Origin of the sequence: Flavobacterium sp. WC2416 (assembly GCF_041200095.1) — a bacterium.
Lineage (GTDB): Bacteria > Bacteroidota > Bacteroidia > Flavobacteriales > Flavobacteriaceae > Flavobacterium.
On sequence record NZ_CP165626.1, the window covers coordinates 3,337,501 to 3,354,608 of the forward strand.

General features: G+C 40.2%; 6 protein-coding genes, 4 tRNA genes and 5 rRNA genes (1 of these 15 running past the window's edge). 5 read left to right on the forward strand and 10 right to left on the reverse strand.

The annotated features are described in order from the left end of the window. The 10 genes from AB3G39_RS14015 to AB3G39_RS14060 form a co-directional block, all read right to left on the reverse strand. A 23S ribosomal RNA gene (locus AB3G39_RS14015) occupies positions 1-1,816 on the reverse strand (it extends 1,070 nt beyond the left edge of the window). Between the two features lie 184 nt (positions 1,817-2,000). Beyond that, positions 2,001-2,074 (reverse strand) — tRNA-Ala (locus tag AB3G39_RS14020). Between the two features lie 92 nt (positions 2,075-2,166). After that, a tRNA-Ile gene (locus tag AB3G39_RS14025) sits at positions 2,167-2,240 on the reverse strand. A gap of 127 nt (positions 2,241-2,367) precedes the next feature. Then, positions 2,368-3,881, reverse strand: a 16S ribosomal RNA gene (locus tag AB3G39_RS14030). Positions 3,882-5,285: 1,404 nt separating this feature from the next. Continuing rightward, positions 5,286-5,395, reverse strand: a 5S ribosomal RNA gene (rrf, locus tag AB3G39_RS14035). Positions 5,396-5,558: 163 nt separating this feature from the next. Further along, a 23S ribosomal RNA gene (locus AB3G39_RS14040) occupies positions 5,559-8,444 on the reverse strand. A gap of 184 nt (positions 8,445-8,628) precedes the next feature. Then, positions 8,629-8,702: transfer RNA gene (locus AB3G39_RS14045), tRNA-Ala, on the reverse strand. Between the two features lie 115 nt (positions 8,703-8,817). Then, positions 8,818-8,891: transfer RNA gene (locus AB3G39_RS14050), tRNA-Ile, on the reverse strand. 127 nt (positions 8,892-9,018) lie between these two features. Continuing rightward, positions 9,019-10,532 (reverse strand): 16S ribosomal RNA (locus AB3G39_RS14055). The 16S, 23S and 5S rRNA genes sit together here with 4 tRNA genes alongside, the layout of an rRNA operon. 3 nt (positions 10,533-10,535) lie before the next feature. Next, positions 10,536-10,700 carry a hypothetical protein gene (locus AB3G39_RS14060; protein WP_367768211.1) on the reverse strand — a complete coding sequence of 55 codons (165 nt, stop codon included), beginning with the start codon at positions 10,698-10,700 and terminating at the stop codon, positions 10,536-10,538. A 1,104-nt stretch (positions 10,701-11,804) separates the two neighbouring features. On the opposite strand from AB3G39_RS14060, the gene thrS reads away from it, so the two are divergent. The 5 genes from thrS to AB3G39_RS14085 all read left to right on the forward strand — a co-directional run bounded on the left by thrS (position 11,805) and on the right by AB3G39_RS14085 (position 17,052). Next, a complete protein-coding gene (thrS, locus tag AB3G39_RS14065; RefSeq protein ID WP_369765503.1) occupies positions 11,805-13,751 on the forward strand; it encodes a threonine--tRNA ligase in 1,947 nt (648 codons plus the stop codon). A gap of 16 nt (positions 13,752-13,767) precedes the next feature. After that, entirely contained in the window at positions 13,768-14,325 is a 558-nt protein-coding gene (gene infC, locus AB3G39_RS14070; protein ID WP_369754072.1) for a translation initiation factor IF-3, read from the forward strand. Positions 14,326-14,440: 115 nt separating this feature from the next. Then, positions 14,441-14,638 carry a 50S ribosomal protein L35 gene (rpmI, locus tag AB3G39_RS14075; protein WP_022827375.1) on the forward strand — a complete coding sequence of 66 codons (198 nt, stop codon included), beginning with the start codon at positions 14,441-14,443 and terminating at the stop codon, positions 14,636-14,638. Positions 14,639-14,817: 179 nt separating this feature from the next. Continuing rightward, positions 14,818-15,162: a 50S ribosomal protein L20 gene (rplT, locus tag AB3G39_RS14080; protein ID WP_026708677.1), complete on the forward strand. Its 345-nt coding sequence runs from the start codon at positions 14,818-14,820 to the stop codon at positions 15,160-15,162. Positions 15,163-15,324: 162 nt separating this feature from the next. Further along, the gene (locus AB3G39_RS14085) at positions 15,325-17,052 is read left to right on the forward strand and encodes an ATP-binding protein (protein WP_369765504.1); all 1,728 of its coding nucleotides are present in this window, start codon (positions 15,325-15,327) and stop codon (positions 17,050-17,052) included. Positions 17,053-17,108 lie beyond the last annotated feature (56 nt).

Here is a 17,108-nt window from a genome sequence, read left to right on the forward strand (position 1 = left end):
ACGATTTTGCAGAGCCCTGTGTTTTTGATAAACAGTCGCCTGGACCTCTTCACTGCGGCCAGCATTGCTGCTGGCGACCCTTCTCCCGAAGTTACGGGTCTATTTTGCCTAATTCCTTAGCCATGAATCTCTCGAGCACCTTAGAATTCTCATCTCGACTACCTGTGTCGGTTTGCGGTACGGGTACTATTAACCTGAAGTTTAGAGGTTTTTCTTGGAAGCCCTTAGGTGCACTATCTCTTTGTCCGAAGACGCCGAGTACTATCGTATTTCCCCAAAACCCGTGGATTTGCCTGCGGGTCTTATAGGTAGGTACTTCAACGAACTATTCCGTCAGTTCGCGGCACTTTCATCACTCCGTCACCCCATCACAGTTAACAGTAGTACGGGAATATTAACCCGTTGTCCATCGACTGTCCCTTTCGGGTTCGCCTTAGGTCCCGACTAACCCACAGCTGATTAGCATAGCTGTGGAAACCTTAGTCTTTCGGTGTGCGGGTTTCTCGCCCGCATTATCGTTACTTATGCCTACATTTTCTTTTCTCACCGGTCCAGCATACCTTACGATACACCTTCTACCCTGTGAGAATGCTCCCCTACCACTTACAATAAATTGTAAATCCATAGCTTCGGTAATATACTTATGCCCGATTATTATCCATGCTCGTCCGCTCGACTAGTGAGCTGTTACGCACTCTTTAAATGAATGGCTGCTTCCAAGCCAACATCCTAGCTGTCTATGCAGACAAACCTCGTTCTTTCAACTTAGTATATATTTGGGGACCTTAGCTGATGGTCTGGGTTCTTTCCCTCTCGGACTTGGACCTTAGCACCCAAGCCCTCACTGTTAGTGAACATTATATAGCATTCGGAGTTTGTCAGGAATTGGTAGGCGGTGAAGCCCCCGCATCCAATCAGTAGCTCTACCTCTATATAACTTTATAACTAACGCTGCACCTAAATGCATTTCGGGGAGTACGAGCTATTTCCGAGTTTGATTGGCCTTTCACCCCTACCCACAGATCATCCCAAGACTTTTCAACGTCAACGGGTTCGGTCCTCCACTATGTGTTACCACAGCTTCAACCTGTCCATGGGTAGATCACACGGTTTCGCGTCTAACACTACTGACTAAAGCGCCCTATTCAGACTCGCTTTCGCTACGGATCCGTGGCTTAACCACTTATCCTTGCCAGCAACGTTAACTCGTAGGCTCATTATGCAAAAGGCACGCCGTCACCCCACGAAGGGGCTCCGACCGCTTGTAAGCGTATGGTTTCAGGATCTATTTCACTCCGTTATTCACGGTTCTTTTCACCTTTCCCTCACGGTACTGGTTCACTATCGGTCTCTCAGGAGTATTTAGCCTTAGCGGATGGTCCCGCCAAATTCAGACAGGATTTCTCGTGTCCCGCCCTACTCAGGATACCACTATCAATTATATCACTTACCTATACAGGACTATCACCCTCTTTGGTTCTACTTTCCAGTAGATTCTAGTTCGTTTTACATTGAATATCGTGGTCCTACAACCCCAACATTGCCGTAACAACATTGGTTTGGGCTAATCCGCGTTCGCTCGCCACTACTTACGGAATCACTTTTGTTTTCTTCTCCTCCGCCTACTTAGATGTTTCAGTTCAGCGGGTTTGCCCACCTATCGGTGTACTAGATCTTCAATCTAGTGGGTTGCCCCATTCAGGTATCTACGGATCAATCGGTGTGTGCCCGTCCCCGTAGCTTTTCGCAGCTTATCACGCCTTTCATCGCCTCTGAGAGCCAAGGCATCCCCCATACGCCCTTATTTTGCTTATTGTACCAATCTTAAATTTAATTAAGACCGTTTTTGTTTGTTTTCTACTATAAATAGTAAAAAACGCTTTCTACTTTTTATATTTTTCTTATCTCAATATGTCAATGAACTTTTATCGCTAGTTTAATCGTTTTTTCGTTTAATCGTTTAACCGATTTAACAAATCAACGTATCAACTTTTGATTTGTGGAGAATAACGGAGTCGAACCGTTGACCTCCTGCGTGCAAGGCAGGCGCTCTAGCCAGCTGAGCTAATCCCCCAATCTATTTATGAATTGTGAATTATCAATTATGAATCTATGATTCATGATTTCTCAACTCCAGATTTCTTCTTTTTATTTAAGTATAAATAGTTGTCTCGGACAGACTCGAACTGTCGACCCCTACATTATCAGTGTAGTACTCTAACCAGCTGAGCTACGAGACACTCTTATTCTTAAATGGTATTATTTGAACTAACAGCAAGAGTAATAAATTCTCAATCTTTGTTTCCACTTTCTCTTTTCGTCTCTTTCCCTACCGTGTTGATTAATCAACTAACACTAAGGCTCTAGAAAGGAGGTGTTCCAGCCGCACCTTCCGGTACGGCTACCTTGTTACGACTTAGCCCTAGTTACCAGTTTTACCCTAGGCAGCTCCTTGCGGTCACCGACTTCAGGCACCCCCAGCTTCCATGGCTTGACGGGCGGTGTGTACAAGGCCCGGGAACGTATTCACCGGATCATGGCTGATATCCGATTACTAGCGATTCCAGCTTCACGGAGTCGAGTTGCAGACTCCGATCCGAACTGTGACCGGTTTTGTAGATTCGCTCCTGGTCGCCCAGTGGCTGCTCTCTGTACCGGCCATTGTAGCACGTGTGTAGCCCAAGGCGTAAGGGCCGTGATGATTTGACGTCATCCCCACCTTCCTCACAGTTTGCACTGGCAGTCTCGTTAGAGTTCCCGACATGACTCGCTGGCAACTAACAACAGGGGTTGCGCTCGTTATAGGACTTAACCTGACACCTCACGGCACGAGCTGACGACAACCATGCAGCACCTTGTAAATTGTCTTGCGAAAAGTCTGTTTCCAAACCGGTCAATCTACATTTAAGCCTTGGTAAGGTTCCTCGCGTATCATCGAATTAAACCACATGCTCCACCGCTTGTGCGGGCCCCCGTCAATTCCTTTGAGTTTCAAACTTGCGTTCGTACTCCCCAGGTGGGATACTTATCACTTTCGCTTAGCCACTGAGATTGCTCCCAACAGCTAGTATCCATCGTTTACGGCGTGGACTACCAGGGTATCTAATCCTGTTCGCTACCCACGCTTTCGTCCATCAGCGTCAATATATTAGTAGTAACCTGCCTTCGCAATTGGTATTCCATGTAATCTCTAAGCATTTCACCGCTACACTACATATTCTAGTTACTTCCTAATAATTCAAGTCTAGCAGTATCAATGGCCGTTCCACCGTTGAGCGATGGGCTTTCACCACTGACTTACTAAACCGCCTACGGACCCTTTAAACCCAATGATTCCGGATAACGCTTGGATCCTCCGTATTACCGCGGCTGCTGGCACGGAGTTAGCCGATCCTTATTCTTACGATACCGTCAAGACTCTACACGTAGAGTTGTTTCTTCTCGTATAAAAGCAGTTTACAATCCATAGGACCGTCATCCTGCACGCGGCATGGCTGGATCAGGCTTGCGCCCATTGTCCAATATTCCTCACTGCTGCCTCCCGTAGGAGTCTGGTCCGTGTCTCAGTACCAGTGTGGGGGATCTCCCTCTCAGGACCCCTACCCATCGTAGCCTTGGTATGCCGTTACCATACCAACTAGCTAATGGGACGCATGCTCATCTTTCACCGATAAATCTTTAATAATTAAATGATGCCACTCAATTATACTATGAGGTATTAATCCAAATTTCTCTGGGCTATCCCTCTGTGAAAGGTAGATTGCATACGCGTTACGCACCCGTGCGCCGGTCTCTAATTCCGAAGAACTATACCCCTCGACTTGCATGTGTTAAGCCTGCCGCTAGCGTTCATCCTGAGCCAGGATCAAACTCTTCATCGTATATTATGCAAGAACCATAAATGATTCTCTATTTATTTTTGACTGAAGGTCTAGTGGTTTTTTCAAATCTCTCGATTCTATTACTCTTTATTCTTTTGTCTTAAGATCTCTCTTAAAACGGCTGTCAATTCAATATGTCTAGGAACGTGTCTTATCTTGTTTTTCACTCGTAGCAACACTTAACGTATTTCTCCAAGCGGGTGCAAAAGTAGATATTACTTTTAAACCTCACAAGCTTTTTTGAAACTTTTTTAGAAAATAAATTTCCTAATTAATTCCGTTTGCTTGCCAGTATTTTAAAGAACGTCTGCGTTGTTGCGGGTGCAAAAATAACACCTTTATACCGTTATTCAATACTTTTAATGCCTTTTTTTTAACCTTTTCGCAACTTTGTTTTTAAGTTGTTGAAAACCCGTATTTTAAATAAAGTTTTTTTATCCATCCAATACTCCCTTATCGACAGAGAAGCTTTAATAAAGCAGTTTGAACTACCTCCGCAAAATATAGCCTTTCCCAATAGCACTTCTATCGTCCTAACAAGACAGACTAACTACGCTCTTTCAATCGTATTTTATCCCATAAAAGCTTCTCTAAAAAAAAGAATGACCATATGAGATACGCCCAAGCCCCTTTTAAAGTCTGATCAACCCTAAATCAAAAACCAAAAACAGACAGTAGCAACTCCCTAAAGCAAAGCAAGTCCTTAAAATTGTCAGCAATCAGTTCCAATCTTTACCCAAACCGCGCTTCATTGACATAACAAAGCAATACTCTCGTAGCTCTTATCCAAAAATATTCTTTTAAAAGAATGCAAAATGAAATTAAGAAATCCACTTTAGACAACTCCTGTTCCATTTAAATTTCAATAACAATTAAACGAACCCTTGAGAGGTCTGATTTTTTTAGTCTGACCACGAAAATCGGATACTGTCATCGAATCATTCAAAAATACCCGTAAATTGTTTGCAGTAAAAATACATTCCAAACCTTTAGTGTTATAATTCAGTGAGAATTTCGTTTATGTTCCTATTGACTTATTTACTAGAGAATAAATTAAACTAAAGTCAATTGTCAGACTAAAATATATTAAGTTGATATTCCCTTATTTAATCTCAATCAAAAACCACTTCATTACATAACAAATGCTTTCGTCACTATAAATAATAAAACTATTACCCATACCAAAATCTAATAATTACTGCTTTGGTACATTTTTATATTCAGAAAAAAAGGTGATTTACATAGCAAAATCTGCCGAACTACGGTTGGATTAGATATATTGTTCTGAAAACACATAAATCATTAGGATTACTATTTCTTCTCTAATACCCATTCCTTGAAGAAAAATCGATTTTTTTTGCGCACAAAAAAACCCTATTCACATAAATGAATAGGGTTTTTAAAGAAAGGCGACGACATACTCTCCCACATAACTGCAGTACCATCTGCGCAGGCGGGCTTAACTACTCTGTTCGGGATGGGAAGAGGTGAGCCCCGCCGCAATAACCACCTTAAGAAGTTATAATTGCTTTGGGCAATTTTTCAATGATTGTTTATCTTATGATAAAAATCTATTGAACAATATCTTAACATACTGAGATAAAGAAAAAAATATTAGTTCCTGAACGAATCTAGGAATTAGAAAGTTTCCCCAGCCTCTTGCGAGGCTGGAAAGGTGTACATAAGCTTACGGATTATTAGTACTACTCGACTATGACATTACTGCCTTTACATCTATAGCCTATCAACGTGGTCATCTCCCACGATCCTTAAAAGAAATCTCATCTTGTGGTGGGTTTCGCGCTTATATGCTTTCAGCGCTTATCCCTTCCAAACGTAGCTACTCTGCCATGCCACTGGCGTGACAACAGATACACTAGAGGTTTGTCCAATTCGGTCCTCTCGTACTAGAATCAGATCCACTCAAATTTCTTGCGCCCACAGTAGATAGAGACCGAACTGTCTCACGACGTTCTGAACCCAGCTCGCGTGCCACTTTAATGGGCGAACAGCCCAACCCTTGGGACCTTCTCCAGCCCCAGGATGTGACGAGCCGACATCGAGGTGCCAAACCCCCCCGTCGATATGAGCTCTTGGGGGAGATCAGCCTGTTATCCCCGGCGTACCTTTTATCCTTTGAGCGATGGCCCTTCCATGCGGAACCACCGGATCACTATGCTCTACTTTCGTACCTGATCGACCTGTATGTCTCTCAGTCAAGCTCCCTTATGCCATTGCACTCTACGCACGGTTACCAAGCGTACTGAGGGAACCTTTAGAAGCCTCCGTTACTCTTTTGGAGGCGACCACCCCAGTCAAACTACCCACCAAGCAATGTCCCCCGCAAAACGGGGTTAGGCCTCAGATAAACAAAGGGTTGTATTTCAACAATGACTCCACAACGCCTAGCGACGCCACTTCACAGTCTCCAACCTATCCTACACATCATTTATCCAAGGTCAATACTAAGCTATAGTAAAGGTGCACAGGGTCTTTTCGTCCCACTGCGGGTAAACGGCATCTTCACCGTTACTACAATTTCACCGAGCTCATGGCTGAGACAGTGTCCAGATCGTTACACCATTCGTGCAGGTCGGAACTTACCCGACAAGGAATTTCGCTACCTTAGGACCGTTATAGTTACGGCCGCCGTTTACTGGGGCTTCATTTCAATGCTTCTGGTTACCCATAACATCTCCACTTAACCTTCCAGCACCGGGCAGGTGTCAGGCCCTATACTTCATCTTACGATTTTGCAGAGCCCTGTGTTTTTGATAAACAGTCGCCTGGACCTCTTCACTGCGGCCAGCATTGCTGCTGGCGACCCTTCTCCCGAAGTTACGGGTCTATTTTGCCTAATTCCTTAGCCATGAATCTCTCGAGCACCTTAGAATTCTCATCTCGACTACCTGTGTCGGTTTGCGGTACGGGTACTATTAACCTGAAGTTTAGAGGTTTTTCTTGGAAGCCCTTAGGTGCACTATCTCTTTGTCCGAAGACGCCGAGTACTATCGTATTTCCCCAAAACCCGTGGATTTGCCTGCGGGTCTTATAGGTAGGTACTTCAACGAACTATTCCGTCAGTTCGCGGCACTTTCATCACTCCGTCACCCCATCACAGTTAACAGTAGTACGGGAATATTAACCCGTTGTCCATCGACTGTCCCTTTCGGGTTCGCCTTAGGTCCCGACTAACCCACAGCTGATTAGCATAGCTGTGGAAACCTTAGTCTTTCGGTGTGCGGGTTTCTCGCCCGCATTATCGTTACTTATGCCTACATTTTCTTTTCTCACCGGTCCAGCATACCTTACGATACACCTTCTACCCTGTGAGAATGCTCCCCTACCACTTACAATAAATTGTAAATCCATAGCTTCGGTAATATACTTATGCCCGATTATTATCCATGCTCGTCCGCTCGACTAGTGAGCTGTTACGCACTCTTTAAATGAATGGCTGCTTCCAAGCCAACATCCTAGCTGTCTATGCAGACAAACCTCGTTCTTTCAACTTAGTATATATTTGGGGACCTTAGCTGATGGTCTGGGTTCTTTCCCTCTCGGACTTGGACCTTAGCACCCAAGCCCTCACTGTTAGTGAACATTATATAGCATTCGGAGTTTGTCAGGAATTGGTAGGCGGTGAAGCCCCCGCATCCAATCAGTAGCTCTACCTCTATATAACTTTATAACTAACGCTGCACCTAAATGCATTTCGGGGAGTACGAGCTATTTCCGAGTTTGATTGGCCTTTCACCCCTACCCACAGATCATCCCAAGACTTTTCAACGTCAACGGGTTCGGTCCTCCACTATGTGTTACCACAGCTTCAACCTGTCCATGGGTAGATCACACGGTTTCGCGTCTAACACTACTGACTAAAGCGCCCTATTCAGACTCGCTTTCGCTACGGATCCGTGGCTTAACCACTTATCCTTGCCAGCAACGTTAACTCGTAGGCTCATTATGCAAAAGGCACGCCGTCACCCCACGAAGGGGCTCCGACCGCTTGTAAGCGTATGGTTTCAGGATCTATTTCACTCCGTTATTCACGGTTCTTTTCACCTTTCCCTCACGGTACTGGTTCACTATCGGTCTCTCAGGAGTATTTAGCCTTAGCGGATGGTCCCGCCAAATTCAGACAGGATTTCTCGTGTCCCGCCCTACTCAGGATACCACTATCAATTATATCACTTACCTATACAGGACTATCACCCTCTTTGGTTCTACTTTCCAGTAGATTCTAGTTCGTTTTACATTGAATATCGTGGTCCTACAACCCCAACATTGCCGTAACAACATTGGTTTGGGCTAATCCGCGTTCGCTCGCCACTACTTACGGAATCACTTTTGTTTTCTTCTCCTCCGCCTACTTAGATGTTTCAGTTCAGCGGGTTTGCCCACCTATCGGTGTACTAGATCTTCAATCTAGTGGGTTGCCCCATTCAGGTATCTACGGATCAATCGGTGTGTGCCCGTCCCCGTAGCTTTTCGCAGCTTATCACGCCTTTCATCGCCTCTGAGAGCCAAGGCATCCCCCATACGCCCTTATTTTGCTTATTGTACCAATCTTAAATTTAATTAAGACCGTTTTTGTTTGTTTTCTACTATAAATAGTAAAAAACGCTTTCTACTTTTTATATTTTTCTTATCTCAATATGTCAATGAACTTTTATCGCTAGTTTAATCGTTTTTTCGTTTAATCGTTTAACCGATTTAACAAATCAACGTATCAACTTTTGATTTGTGGAGAATAACGGAGTCGAACCGTTGACCTCCTGCGTGCAAGGCAGGCGCTCTAGCCAGCTGAGCTAATCCCCCGTTTCAAATTTTAAATTATGAATGGTGAATTTTGAATTAATGTATAATTCATACTCATACTTCTAAAATTTCCTTTTATTCTGAATTTATTTCAGAATCTATTTAAGTTTAATAGTTGTCTCGGACAGACTCGAACTGTCGACCCCTACATTATCAGTGTAGTACTCTAACCAGCTGAGCTACGAGACACTCTTATTCTTAAATGGTATTATTTGAACTAACAGCAAGAGTAATAAATTCTCAATCTTTGTTTCCACTTTCTCTTTTCGTCTCTTTCCCTACCGTGTTGATTAATCAACTAACACTAAGGCTCTAGAAAGGAGGTGTTCCAGCCGCACCTTCCGGTACGGCTACCTTGTTACGACTTAGCCCTAGTTACCAGTTTTACCCTAGGCAGCTCCTTGCGGTCACCGACTTCAGGCACCCCCAGCTTCCATGGCTTGACGGGCGGTGTGTACAAGGCCCGGGAACGTATTCACCGGATCATGGCTGATATCCGATTACTAGCGATTCCAGCTTCACGGAGTCGAGTTGCAGACTCCGATCCGAACTGTGACCGGTTTTGTAGATTCGCTCCTGGTCGCCCAGTGGCTGCTCTCTGTACCGGCCATTGTAGCACGTGTGTAGCCCAAGGCGTAAGGGCCGTGATGATTTGACGTCATCCCCACCTTCCTCACAGTTTGCACTGGCAGTCTCGTTAGAGTTCCCGACATGACTCGCTGGCAACTAACAACAGGGGTTGCGCTCGTTATAGGACTTAACCTGACACCTCACGGCACGAGCTGACGACAACCATGCAGCACCTTGTAAATTGTCTTGCGAAAAGTCTGTTTCCAAACCGGTCAATCTACATTTAAGCCTTGGTAAGGTTCCTCGCGTATCATCGAATTAAACCACATGCTCCACCGCTTGTGCGGGCCCCCGTCAATTCCTTTGAGTTTCAAACTTGCGTTCGTACTCCCCAGGTGGGATACTTATCACTTTCGCTTAGCCACTGAGATTGCTCCCAACAGCTAGTATCCATCGTTTACGGCGTGGACTACCAGGGTATCTAATCCTGTTCGCTACCCACGCTTTCGTCCATCAGCGTCAATATATTAGTAGTAACCTGCCTTCGCAATTGGTATTCCATGTAATCTCTAAGCATTTCACCGCTACACTACATATTCTAGTTACTTCCTAATAATTCAAGTCTAGCAGTATCAATGGCCGTTCCACCGTTGAGCGATGGGCTTTCACCACTGACTTACTAAACCGCCTACGGACCCTTTAAACCCAATGATTCCGGATAACGCTTGGATCCTCCGTATTACCGCGGCTGCTGGCACGGAGTTAGCCGATCCTTATTCTTACGATACCGTCAAGCTCCTTCACGAAGGAGTGTTTCTTCTCGTATAAAAGCAGTTTACAATCCATAGGACCGTCATCCTGCACGCGGCATGGCTGGATCAGGCTTGCGCCCATTGTCCAATATTCCTCACTGCTGCCTCCCGTAGGAGTCTGGTCCGTGTCTCAGTACCAGTGTGGGGGATCTCCCTCTCAGGACCCCTACCCATCGTAGCCTTGGTATGCCGTTACCATACCAACTAGCTAATGGGACGCATGCTCATCTTTCACCGATAAATCTTTAATAATTAAATGATGCCATTCAATTATACTATGAGGTATTAATCCAAATTTCTCTGGGCTATCCCTCTGTGAAAGGTAGATTGCATACGCGTTACGCACCCGTGCGCCGGTCTCTAATTCCGAAGAACTATACCCCTCGACTTGCATGTGTTAAGCCTGCCGCTAGCGTTCATCCTGAGCCAGGATCAAACTCTTCATCGTGTATTATGCGAGAACCATAAATGATTCTCTATTTATTTTTGACTGAAGGTCTAGTGGTTTTTTCAAATCTCTCGATTCTATTACTCTTATTCTTTTGTCTTTGAAATCTCTCTCAAAAACGGCTGTCAATTCAATATGTCTAGGAACGTGTCTTATCTTGTTTTCCACTCGTAGCAACACTTAACGTGTTTCTCGAAGCGGGTGCAAAAGTACAACTTCTCTTTTTATCTGGCAAGAAAAATTTGAAGTTTTTTAGAAAAATAAATCTTTCTTTTTCTTCTCTTCTCTTATCAGCTTGTCAAGGAACGTTGAGCGTTTAGCGGGGTGCAAAAGTAACTATCACTTTTAAATCTCACAAGCTTTTTTGAAACTTTTTTTGAAATTAAATTTTCTGCCTTGTTTCGTTTGCTTGCCAGTATTTAAAATAACGTCTGCGTTGTTGCGGGTGCAAAAGTAGACTCTTTAAATCGTTATTCAATACTTTTTAACCGCTTTTCTTTGCTTTATTTGCGATTTATTTTTAACACATTGGAAATGTAGAACTTGAACATGGGGTTGGTTTGCGGTTTTTTAAAATTGTTGGACAAATCTTTTAGGGTTTGTAATGTTTGCACGGTTGCCGTGCTTTTTTCCCTAACATATAAGTCATATAAGTTTTGTTTTAATCCTTGTTGATCGTGGGTTTTGATTCGGATTGTTAGAGTTTGAACCATATAAGTAATAGAAGATCATAGAAGCTGGAAGAAATTGTCCTCTACCTGGCCCTCTCCGAAGGAAAAGGAGACTCTACGGATGCTTATTGTGGCGCTTTTTGGTTTTACGCTTTGCGGTTTATAAACATATAAGCTTTTCGTAAATATCTTATATGACTTATATGATGAGAAACAGGTACTACACTAGCACTTTATATAATTAAAAGACCTTTATCAACTAGAGGTATAACGCTGCACCTTGAGCTACAATATCTAGTAGACAGCCTATCCTTATATATAGGTAACAAAAACAGTTTTTGAAATCGAAAATTTATAGAGAGCACCTTGCCCTAGCCCTGATAGCAGCGGAAATCCTACTGAGCCGTTGTACGGCGAGGTAGATTGTAGCGAATAGCAGGAAATAGCTCCTAAAAACCCTCCCTTACTTTATATGCATAAGGGATCAACAGTACAAAACACCCCATTTTAGTATTACACCTATATTATATGGAACAAACCTTATATATATATTGTATGTATTTTTGTAATGTTTATATTTGCATTCTTAAATTAATAAACAATGATTAAGATTACTTTGCCCGATGGGTCAGTTAGAGAGTATGCGCAAGACGTAACTCCTATGGATGTTGCTAAAAGCATTAGCGAAGGATTTGCTAGAAATGTAATTTCGGCTTCTTTTAATGGTACAACTATTGAAACCACAACTCCTTTGACGACGGACGGTAGCCTTATATTATATACATGGAATGACGAAGGAGGAAAGAAAGCTTTTTGGCATTCGACTTCACACGTGATGGCACAAGTTCTTGAGGAAATGTACCCTGGTATTAAATTAACTCTTGGACCTGCAATTGCTAATGGGTTTTATTATGATGTAGATTTTGAAGAGCAAAAAATCACAGAAGCAGATTTTAAGAAAATTGAAGACCGTGTTCTTGAAATTTCAAGAGGAAAACATGAATTTAAATTGCGTCCTGTAACTAAAGCAGAAGCTTTGGAATTATACAAAGACAATGTTTACAAAACAGAAATGATTACAAATCTTGAGGACGGAACAATTACGTTTTGTGATCATGATACCTTTACAGACTTATGCCGTGGTGGACATATTCCAAATACTGGAATAATCAAGGCAATGAAAATCATGAGCGTTGCTGGTGCATACTGGCGTGGTGATGAAAAGAACAAACAGTTAACTCGTGTTTACGGAACATCATTCCCAAAACAAAAAGATTTAACAGAGTACCTATTATTACTTGAAGAAGCAAAAAGACGTGACCATAGAAAATTAGGTAAGGAATTAGAATTATTTGCTTTCTCAGCAAAAGTAGGACAAGGTTTACCGTTATGGCTACCTAAAGGAGCTGCATTGAGAGAGCGTTTAGAGCAATTCTTGAAGAAAGCACAAAAGAAAGCAGGTTATGAACAAGTGGTTACACCGCATATTGGACAGAAAGAATTGTATGTTACATCTGGACATTATGCTAAGTACGGAGCAGATAGTTTTCAACCAATAAGTACTCCTCACGAAGGAGAAGAGTTTTTATTGAAACCAATGAACTGCCCTCATCACTGTGAGATCTACAATGTGAGACCATGGTCCTACAAAGATTTACCAAAGCGTTATGCTGAATTTGGTACTGTTTACAGATATGAGCAAAGTGGAGAGTTGCATGGTTTAACCCGTGTGCGTGGTTTTACTCAGGATGATGCTCATATTTTTTGTACTCCAGAACAGCTTGACGAAGAGTTTAAAAAAGTAATTGACTTAGTACTTTATGTATTTGGTTCATTAGGATTCGAAAACTTTACTGCCCAGATATCTTTAAGAGACAAAGAGAATAGAGAAAAATACATAGGAACTGATGAAAACTGGGAGAAAGCAGAAAATGCAATTATCAATGCTGCAGCAGATAAAGGCTTGACCACTGTAGTAGAATATGGCGAAGCTGCTTTCTATGGTCCAAAGCTGGATTTCATGGTGAAGGATGCTCTTGGCAGACAATGGCAATTAGGAACTATTCAGGTAGATTATAACCTTCCTGAACGTTTTGACTTGACATACAAAGGATCTGACAATGAATTACATAGACCCGTAATGATTCATAGAGCACCGTTTGGATCTATGGAGCGCTTTATAGCCATCTTACTAGAACATACTGCAGGAAATTTCCCACTCTGGTTAATGCCTGAACAGGCTATTATATTGTCTTTGAGTGAGAAATATGAAATATATGCCAAAAAAGTTTTAGATTTGCTAGAAAATCACGAAATTCGCGCCCTCATTGACAACCGAAACGAGACGATTGGGAAGAAAATTAGAGATGCTGAAATGCAGAAGATCCCATTCATGTTGATTGTAGGTGAAGAAGAAGAGAAAAACGGAACTATATCCATCCGTCGTCATGGACAGGAGGGAAAAGGGAATATTACCATTACAATAGAAGAATTTGCTGCTATTGTAGATGAAGAGATTAAAAAAACATTAAAAGTATTTACAGTTTAACTTAAATTATAAAGTCATAGCAATAAGAAGCAACAGAGGTTACCAACCTCGCGTAGAAAAAAAGGATGCCCACAGAATCAACAACAACATTCGTGGTATACAAGAAGTACGTCTTGTAGGTGAAAATATAGAGCCAGGAGTTTTTAAACTTTCTGAAGCTTTACGTTTAGCGGATCAATTTGAACTAGATTTAGTTGAAATTTCACCAAATGCTGAGCCGCCAGTATGTAAGATTATGGATTACAAGAAATTTGTTTACGAGCAAAAGAAACGTGATAAAATCTTAAAAGCAAAATCAACACAGGTAACTGTGAAAGAGATTCGTTTTGGTCCTCAAACAGATGAGCATGACTATGAATTTAAGAGAAAGAATGCTGAAAAGTTCTTAAAAGAAGGTGCTAAGTTAAAAGCTTTTGTATTCTTTAAAGGACGTTCAATTATCTATAAAGATCAAGGTCAAATCTTATTATTAAGATTAGCAACAGATTTAGAAGAATATGGTAAAGTAGAAGCTATGCCAGTTCTAGAAGGAAAGAGAATGATTATGTTCATTGCTCCAAAGAAGAAAAAATAAATAAGTCGAAAGTCGAAAGTTCTAATGTCTAAAGTCTTTACTTTATGACTTTAAGACTTTCGTCTTTAAGACTAGAAGATAAGTAAGTAAGAATAAATTAAAACACTAGGAAAAAATGCCTAAAATGAAAACCAAATCTAGCGCCAAGAAACGTTTTAAAGTTACTGGTTCTGGAAAGATTAAAAGAAAGCATGCTTTTAAAAGTCACATCTTGACTAAAAAATCTAAAAAACGTAAATTAGCTTTGACACATTCAGCGTTAGTTCACAAAACAGATATGAAAAGCATCAAACAACAATTAAGAATCATCTAATAAGTCGAAAGTTAGAAAGTCTTAAAGTTTTAAAGTCTACTGGCTTTTTACGTTTGACTTTTAAAACATTAGACTAAAGAAATTCTTTAGGTTAAAACAATTTAAAATAACCTTGGAGTATGGCCATTAAGTGCTTTTGATTCAATTCAAGCCGCCTGCTACAAAAACACATAAAAATTATGCCAAGATCGGTAAATTCAGTTGCTAAAAGAGCAAGAAGAAAAAAAATAATGAAGCAAGCCAAAGGTTTCTTTGGTAGACGTAAAAACGTTTGGACAGTTGCTAAGAATGCGGTAGAGAAAGCAATGTGCTACGCTTACCGTGACAGAAAAGTGAATAAAAGAAATTTCCGTGCATTATGGATTCAACGTATTAACGCTGGAGCTAGATTGGAAGGAATGTCTTATTCTCAATTCATGGGTAAAGTGAAAAAGAACAATATCGAATTGAACCGTAAAGTTCTTGCAGATTTGGCTATGAACCACCCAGAAGCTTTCAAAGCAATACTTAATAAAGTAAAATAAACGTTTTATCAACTCAATTTAAGACTACTTACTTATATAGAAACCTCAATCGAAAGATTGGGGTTTTTTGTGTTTAAAAGGGCTTCTAATTGACTCAAAAATAATATTCAAATTGGACTTCAAAGTTTTTAAATAATCAAATTAATTCTCTATTTTCGTCAGATGATATTAAAAAAATCGTGTTTTTCAATATACCTCATTTTATTAGTGCTACTAGTAGTTCTTCAATCTTGCGAGCAAAAAACACAGAAAAAATTAGATAATAAAAGTAGGAAAGCTGAAATTAATCGATTAATTAATCTTGGAGATAATTATTTTAAAAAAGGAATATATGACAGTTCCTACTTCTATTTTAATAAAGCACATTTAGTTTGCGATGTAAAAAAAGATATACCGAAAATCATTTATTCATTATCAAACATGGCGACTATCCAGCAAAATCAAGGAGATTATTCTGGAAGTGAAACCACAGTAATTGGTGCGTTGGCCTATTTAAAATACTCTACAAAAACTAACTGTAAATGGAATATTTATACCATATTGGGTAACAACTACAATTACACCGCTGATTATACTAGTGCACTTTATTACTTCAATAAAGCATTAGATTTAAAAACAAATCAACTTCTAAAAAATGCAATTCAAAACAATATAGCTTTAACCTACATGGAACAGGAAGATTTCCACAAAGCAATACAAATTCTCTCCCCCTTAATCTTAAAAAAAGAAGTTCTAAATAATAGCGAAACATATTCAAGAATCCTTGATAATCTAGGTTATTGCTATTTCAAAGTTGGCAATCCAAAAGCGTTTAATTACTTAAATCAATCGACAAGAATAAGAGAACAAAATAAAGATGATTGGGGTCTGATTGGCAGCTATACCCATTTTACAGAGTATTATAAAAAAAGTAATCGATATTTAGTAATTTATTTTGCACGTCTAACATATGAAAAAGCTACAAAATTAAATAGTGTAGATGATCGCTTAAATAGTTTAGCAACATTAATGACTTACAATAACTCAGAAAAATCTAAACAAAACTCACTACTTTATCTAAAAATTAATGATAGCATAACAAAAGTAAGACAAAAGGCAAAGAATAATTTTGCAAAAATAAAATACGATTCAAAGAAAGAAAAAGACGAAAACCTAAAACTCAAAGAACAAAAAGTTAATGATATTTTAAAATTACAGGTGCAGAAGAGTAAAACTCAGGCACTCTATTTTGTAATTTTAATGATATTAATTTTAACTGGATTAATCTATTTTTATTTAAAATCGAAAAATAGAAGAGAAAAAATCCAAGCAGCTTACACAACCGAAATCAAAATTGCAAAAAAACTACATGATGAACTTGCTAATGATTTATACCAAATGATAACATTTGCTGAAACACAAGATCTTTCAACAGAAAACAACAAAGAAACATTACTCCATAACCTAGATACAATCTATTTAAGAACGCGCAATATTTCGAAAGAAAACAGTTATATCGACACTGGAATAAATTTTATACCAACTCTAAAAGAAATGATTACTGATTTCAACACTGATATTGCCAATGTATTACTTAGTGGTTTGGACAGCATCAATTGGATATCAATTGAAAACACAAAAAAAATAACAGTCTATCGAGTACTACAAGAGCTATTAGTTAACATGAAAAAGCACAGTAATTGCAATTTGGTTGTCATTTCTTTCAAGTTAAACAACAATACGATTGATCTTAACTACTCTGATAATGGAATTGGAGTTAAAGATCAAAAGATCAATAAGAAAAATGGTCTTGAAAATATTGAAAAACGTATTGAAGACATAGAGGGAACTATAGATTACAATTCTAAATCAAGCAGAGGATTTACGGTTAATATAAAATTTCCAGTATAATACGGATTATGACTTAATATTTATCCATTTTATTTTATGAATAAACCAAGAAGGTT

Coding starts and splice junctions, on each gene's coding strand:
- thrS (WP_369765503.1), top strand. CDS start 11,805: ATGATTAAGATTACTTTGCCCGATGGGTCAGTTAGAGAGTATGCGCAA.
- rpmI (WP_022827375.1), top strand. CDS start 14,441: ATGCCTAAAATGAAAACCAAATCTAGCGCCAAGAAACGTTTTAAAGTT.
- rplT (WP_026708677.1), top strand. CDS start 14,818: ATGCCAAGATCGGTAAATTCAGTTGCTAAAAGAGCAAGAAGAAAAAAA.
- AB3G39_RS14085 (WP_369765504.1), top strand. CDS start 15,325: ATGATATTAAAAAAATCGTGTTTTTCAATATACCTCATTTTATTAGTG.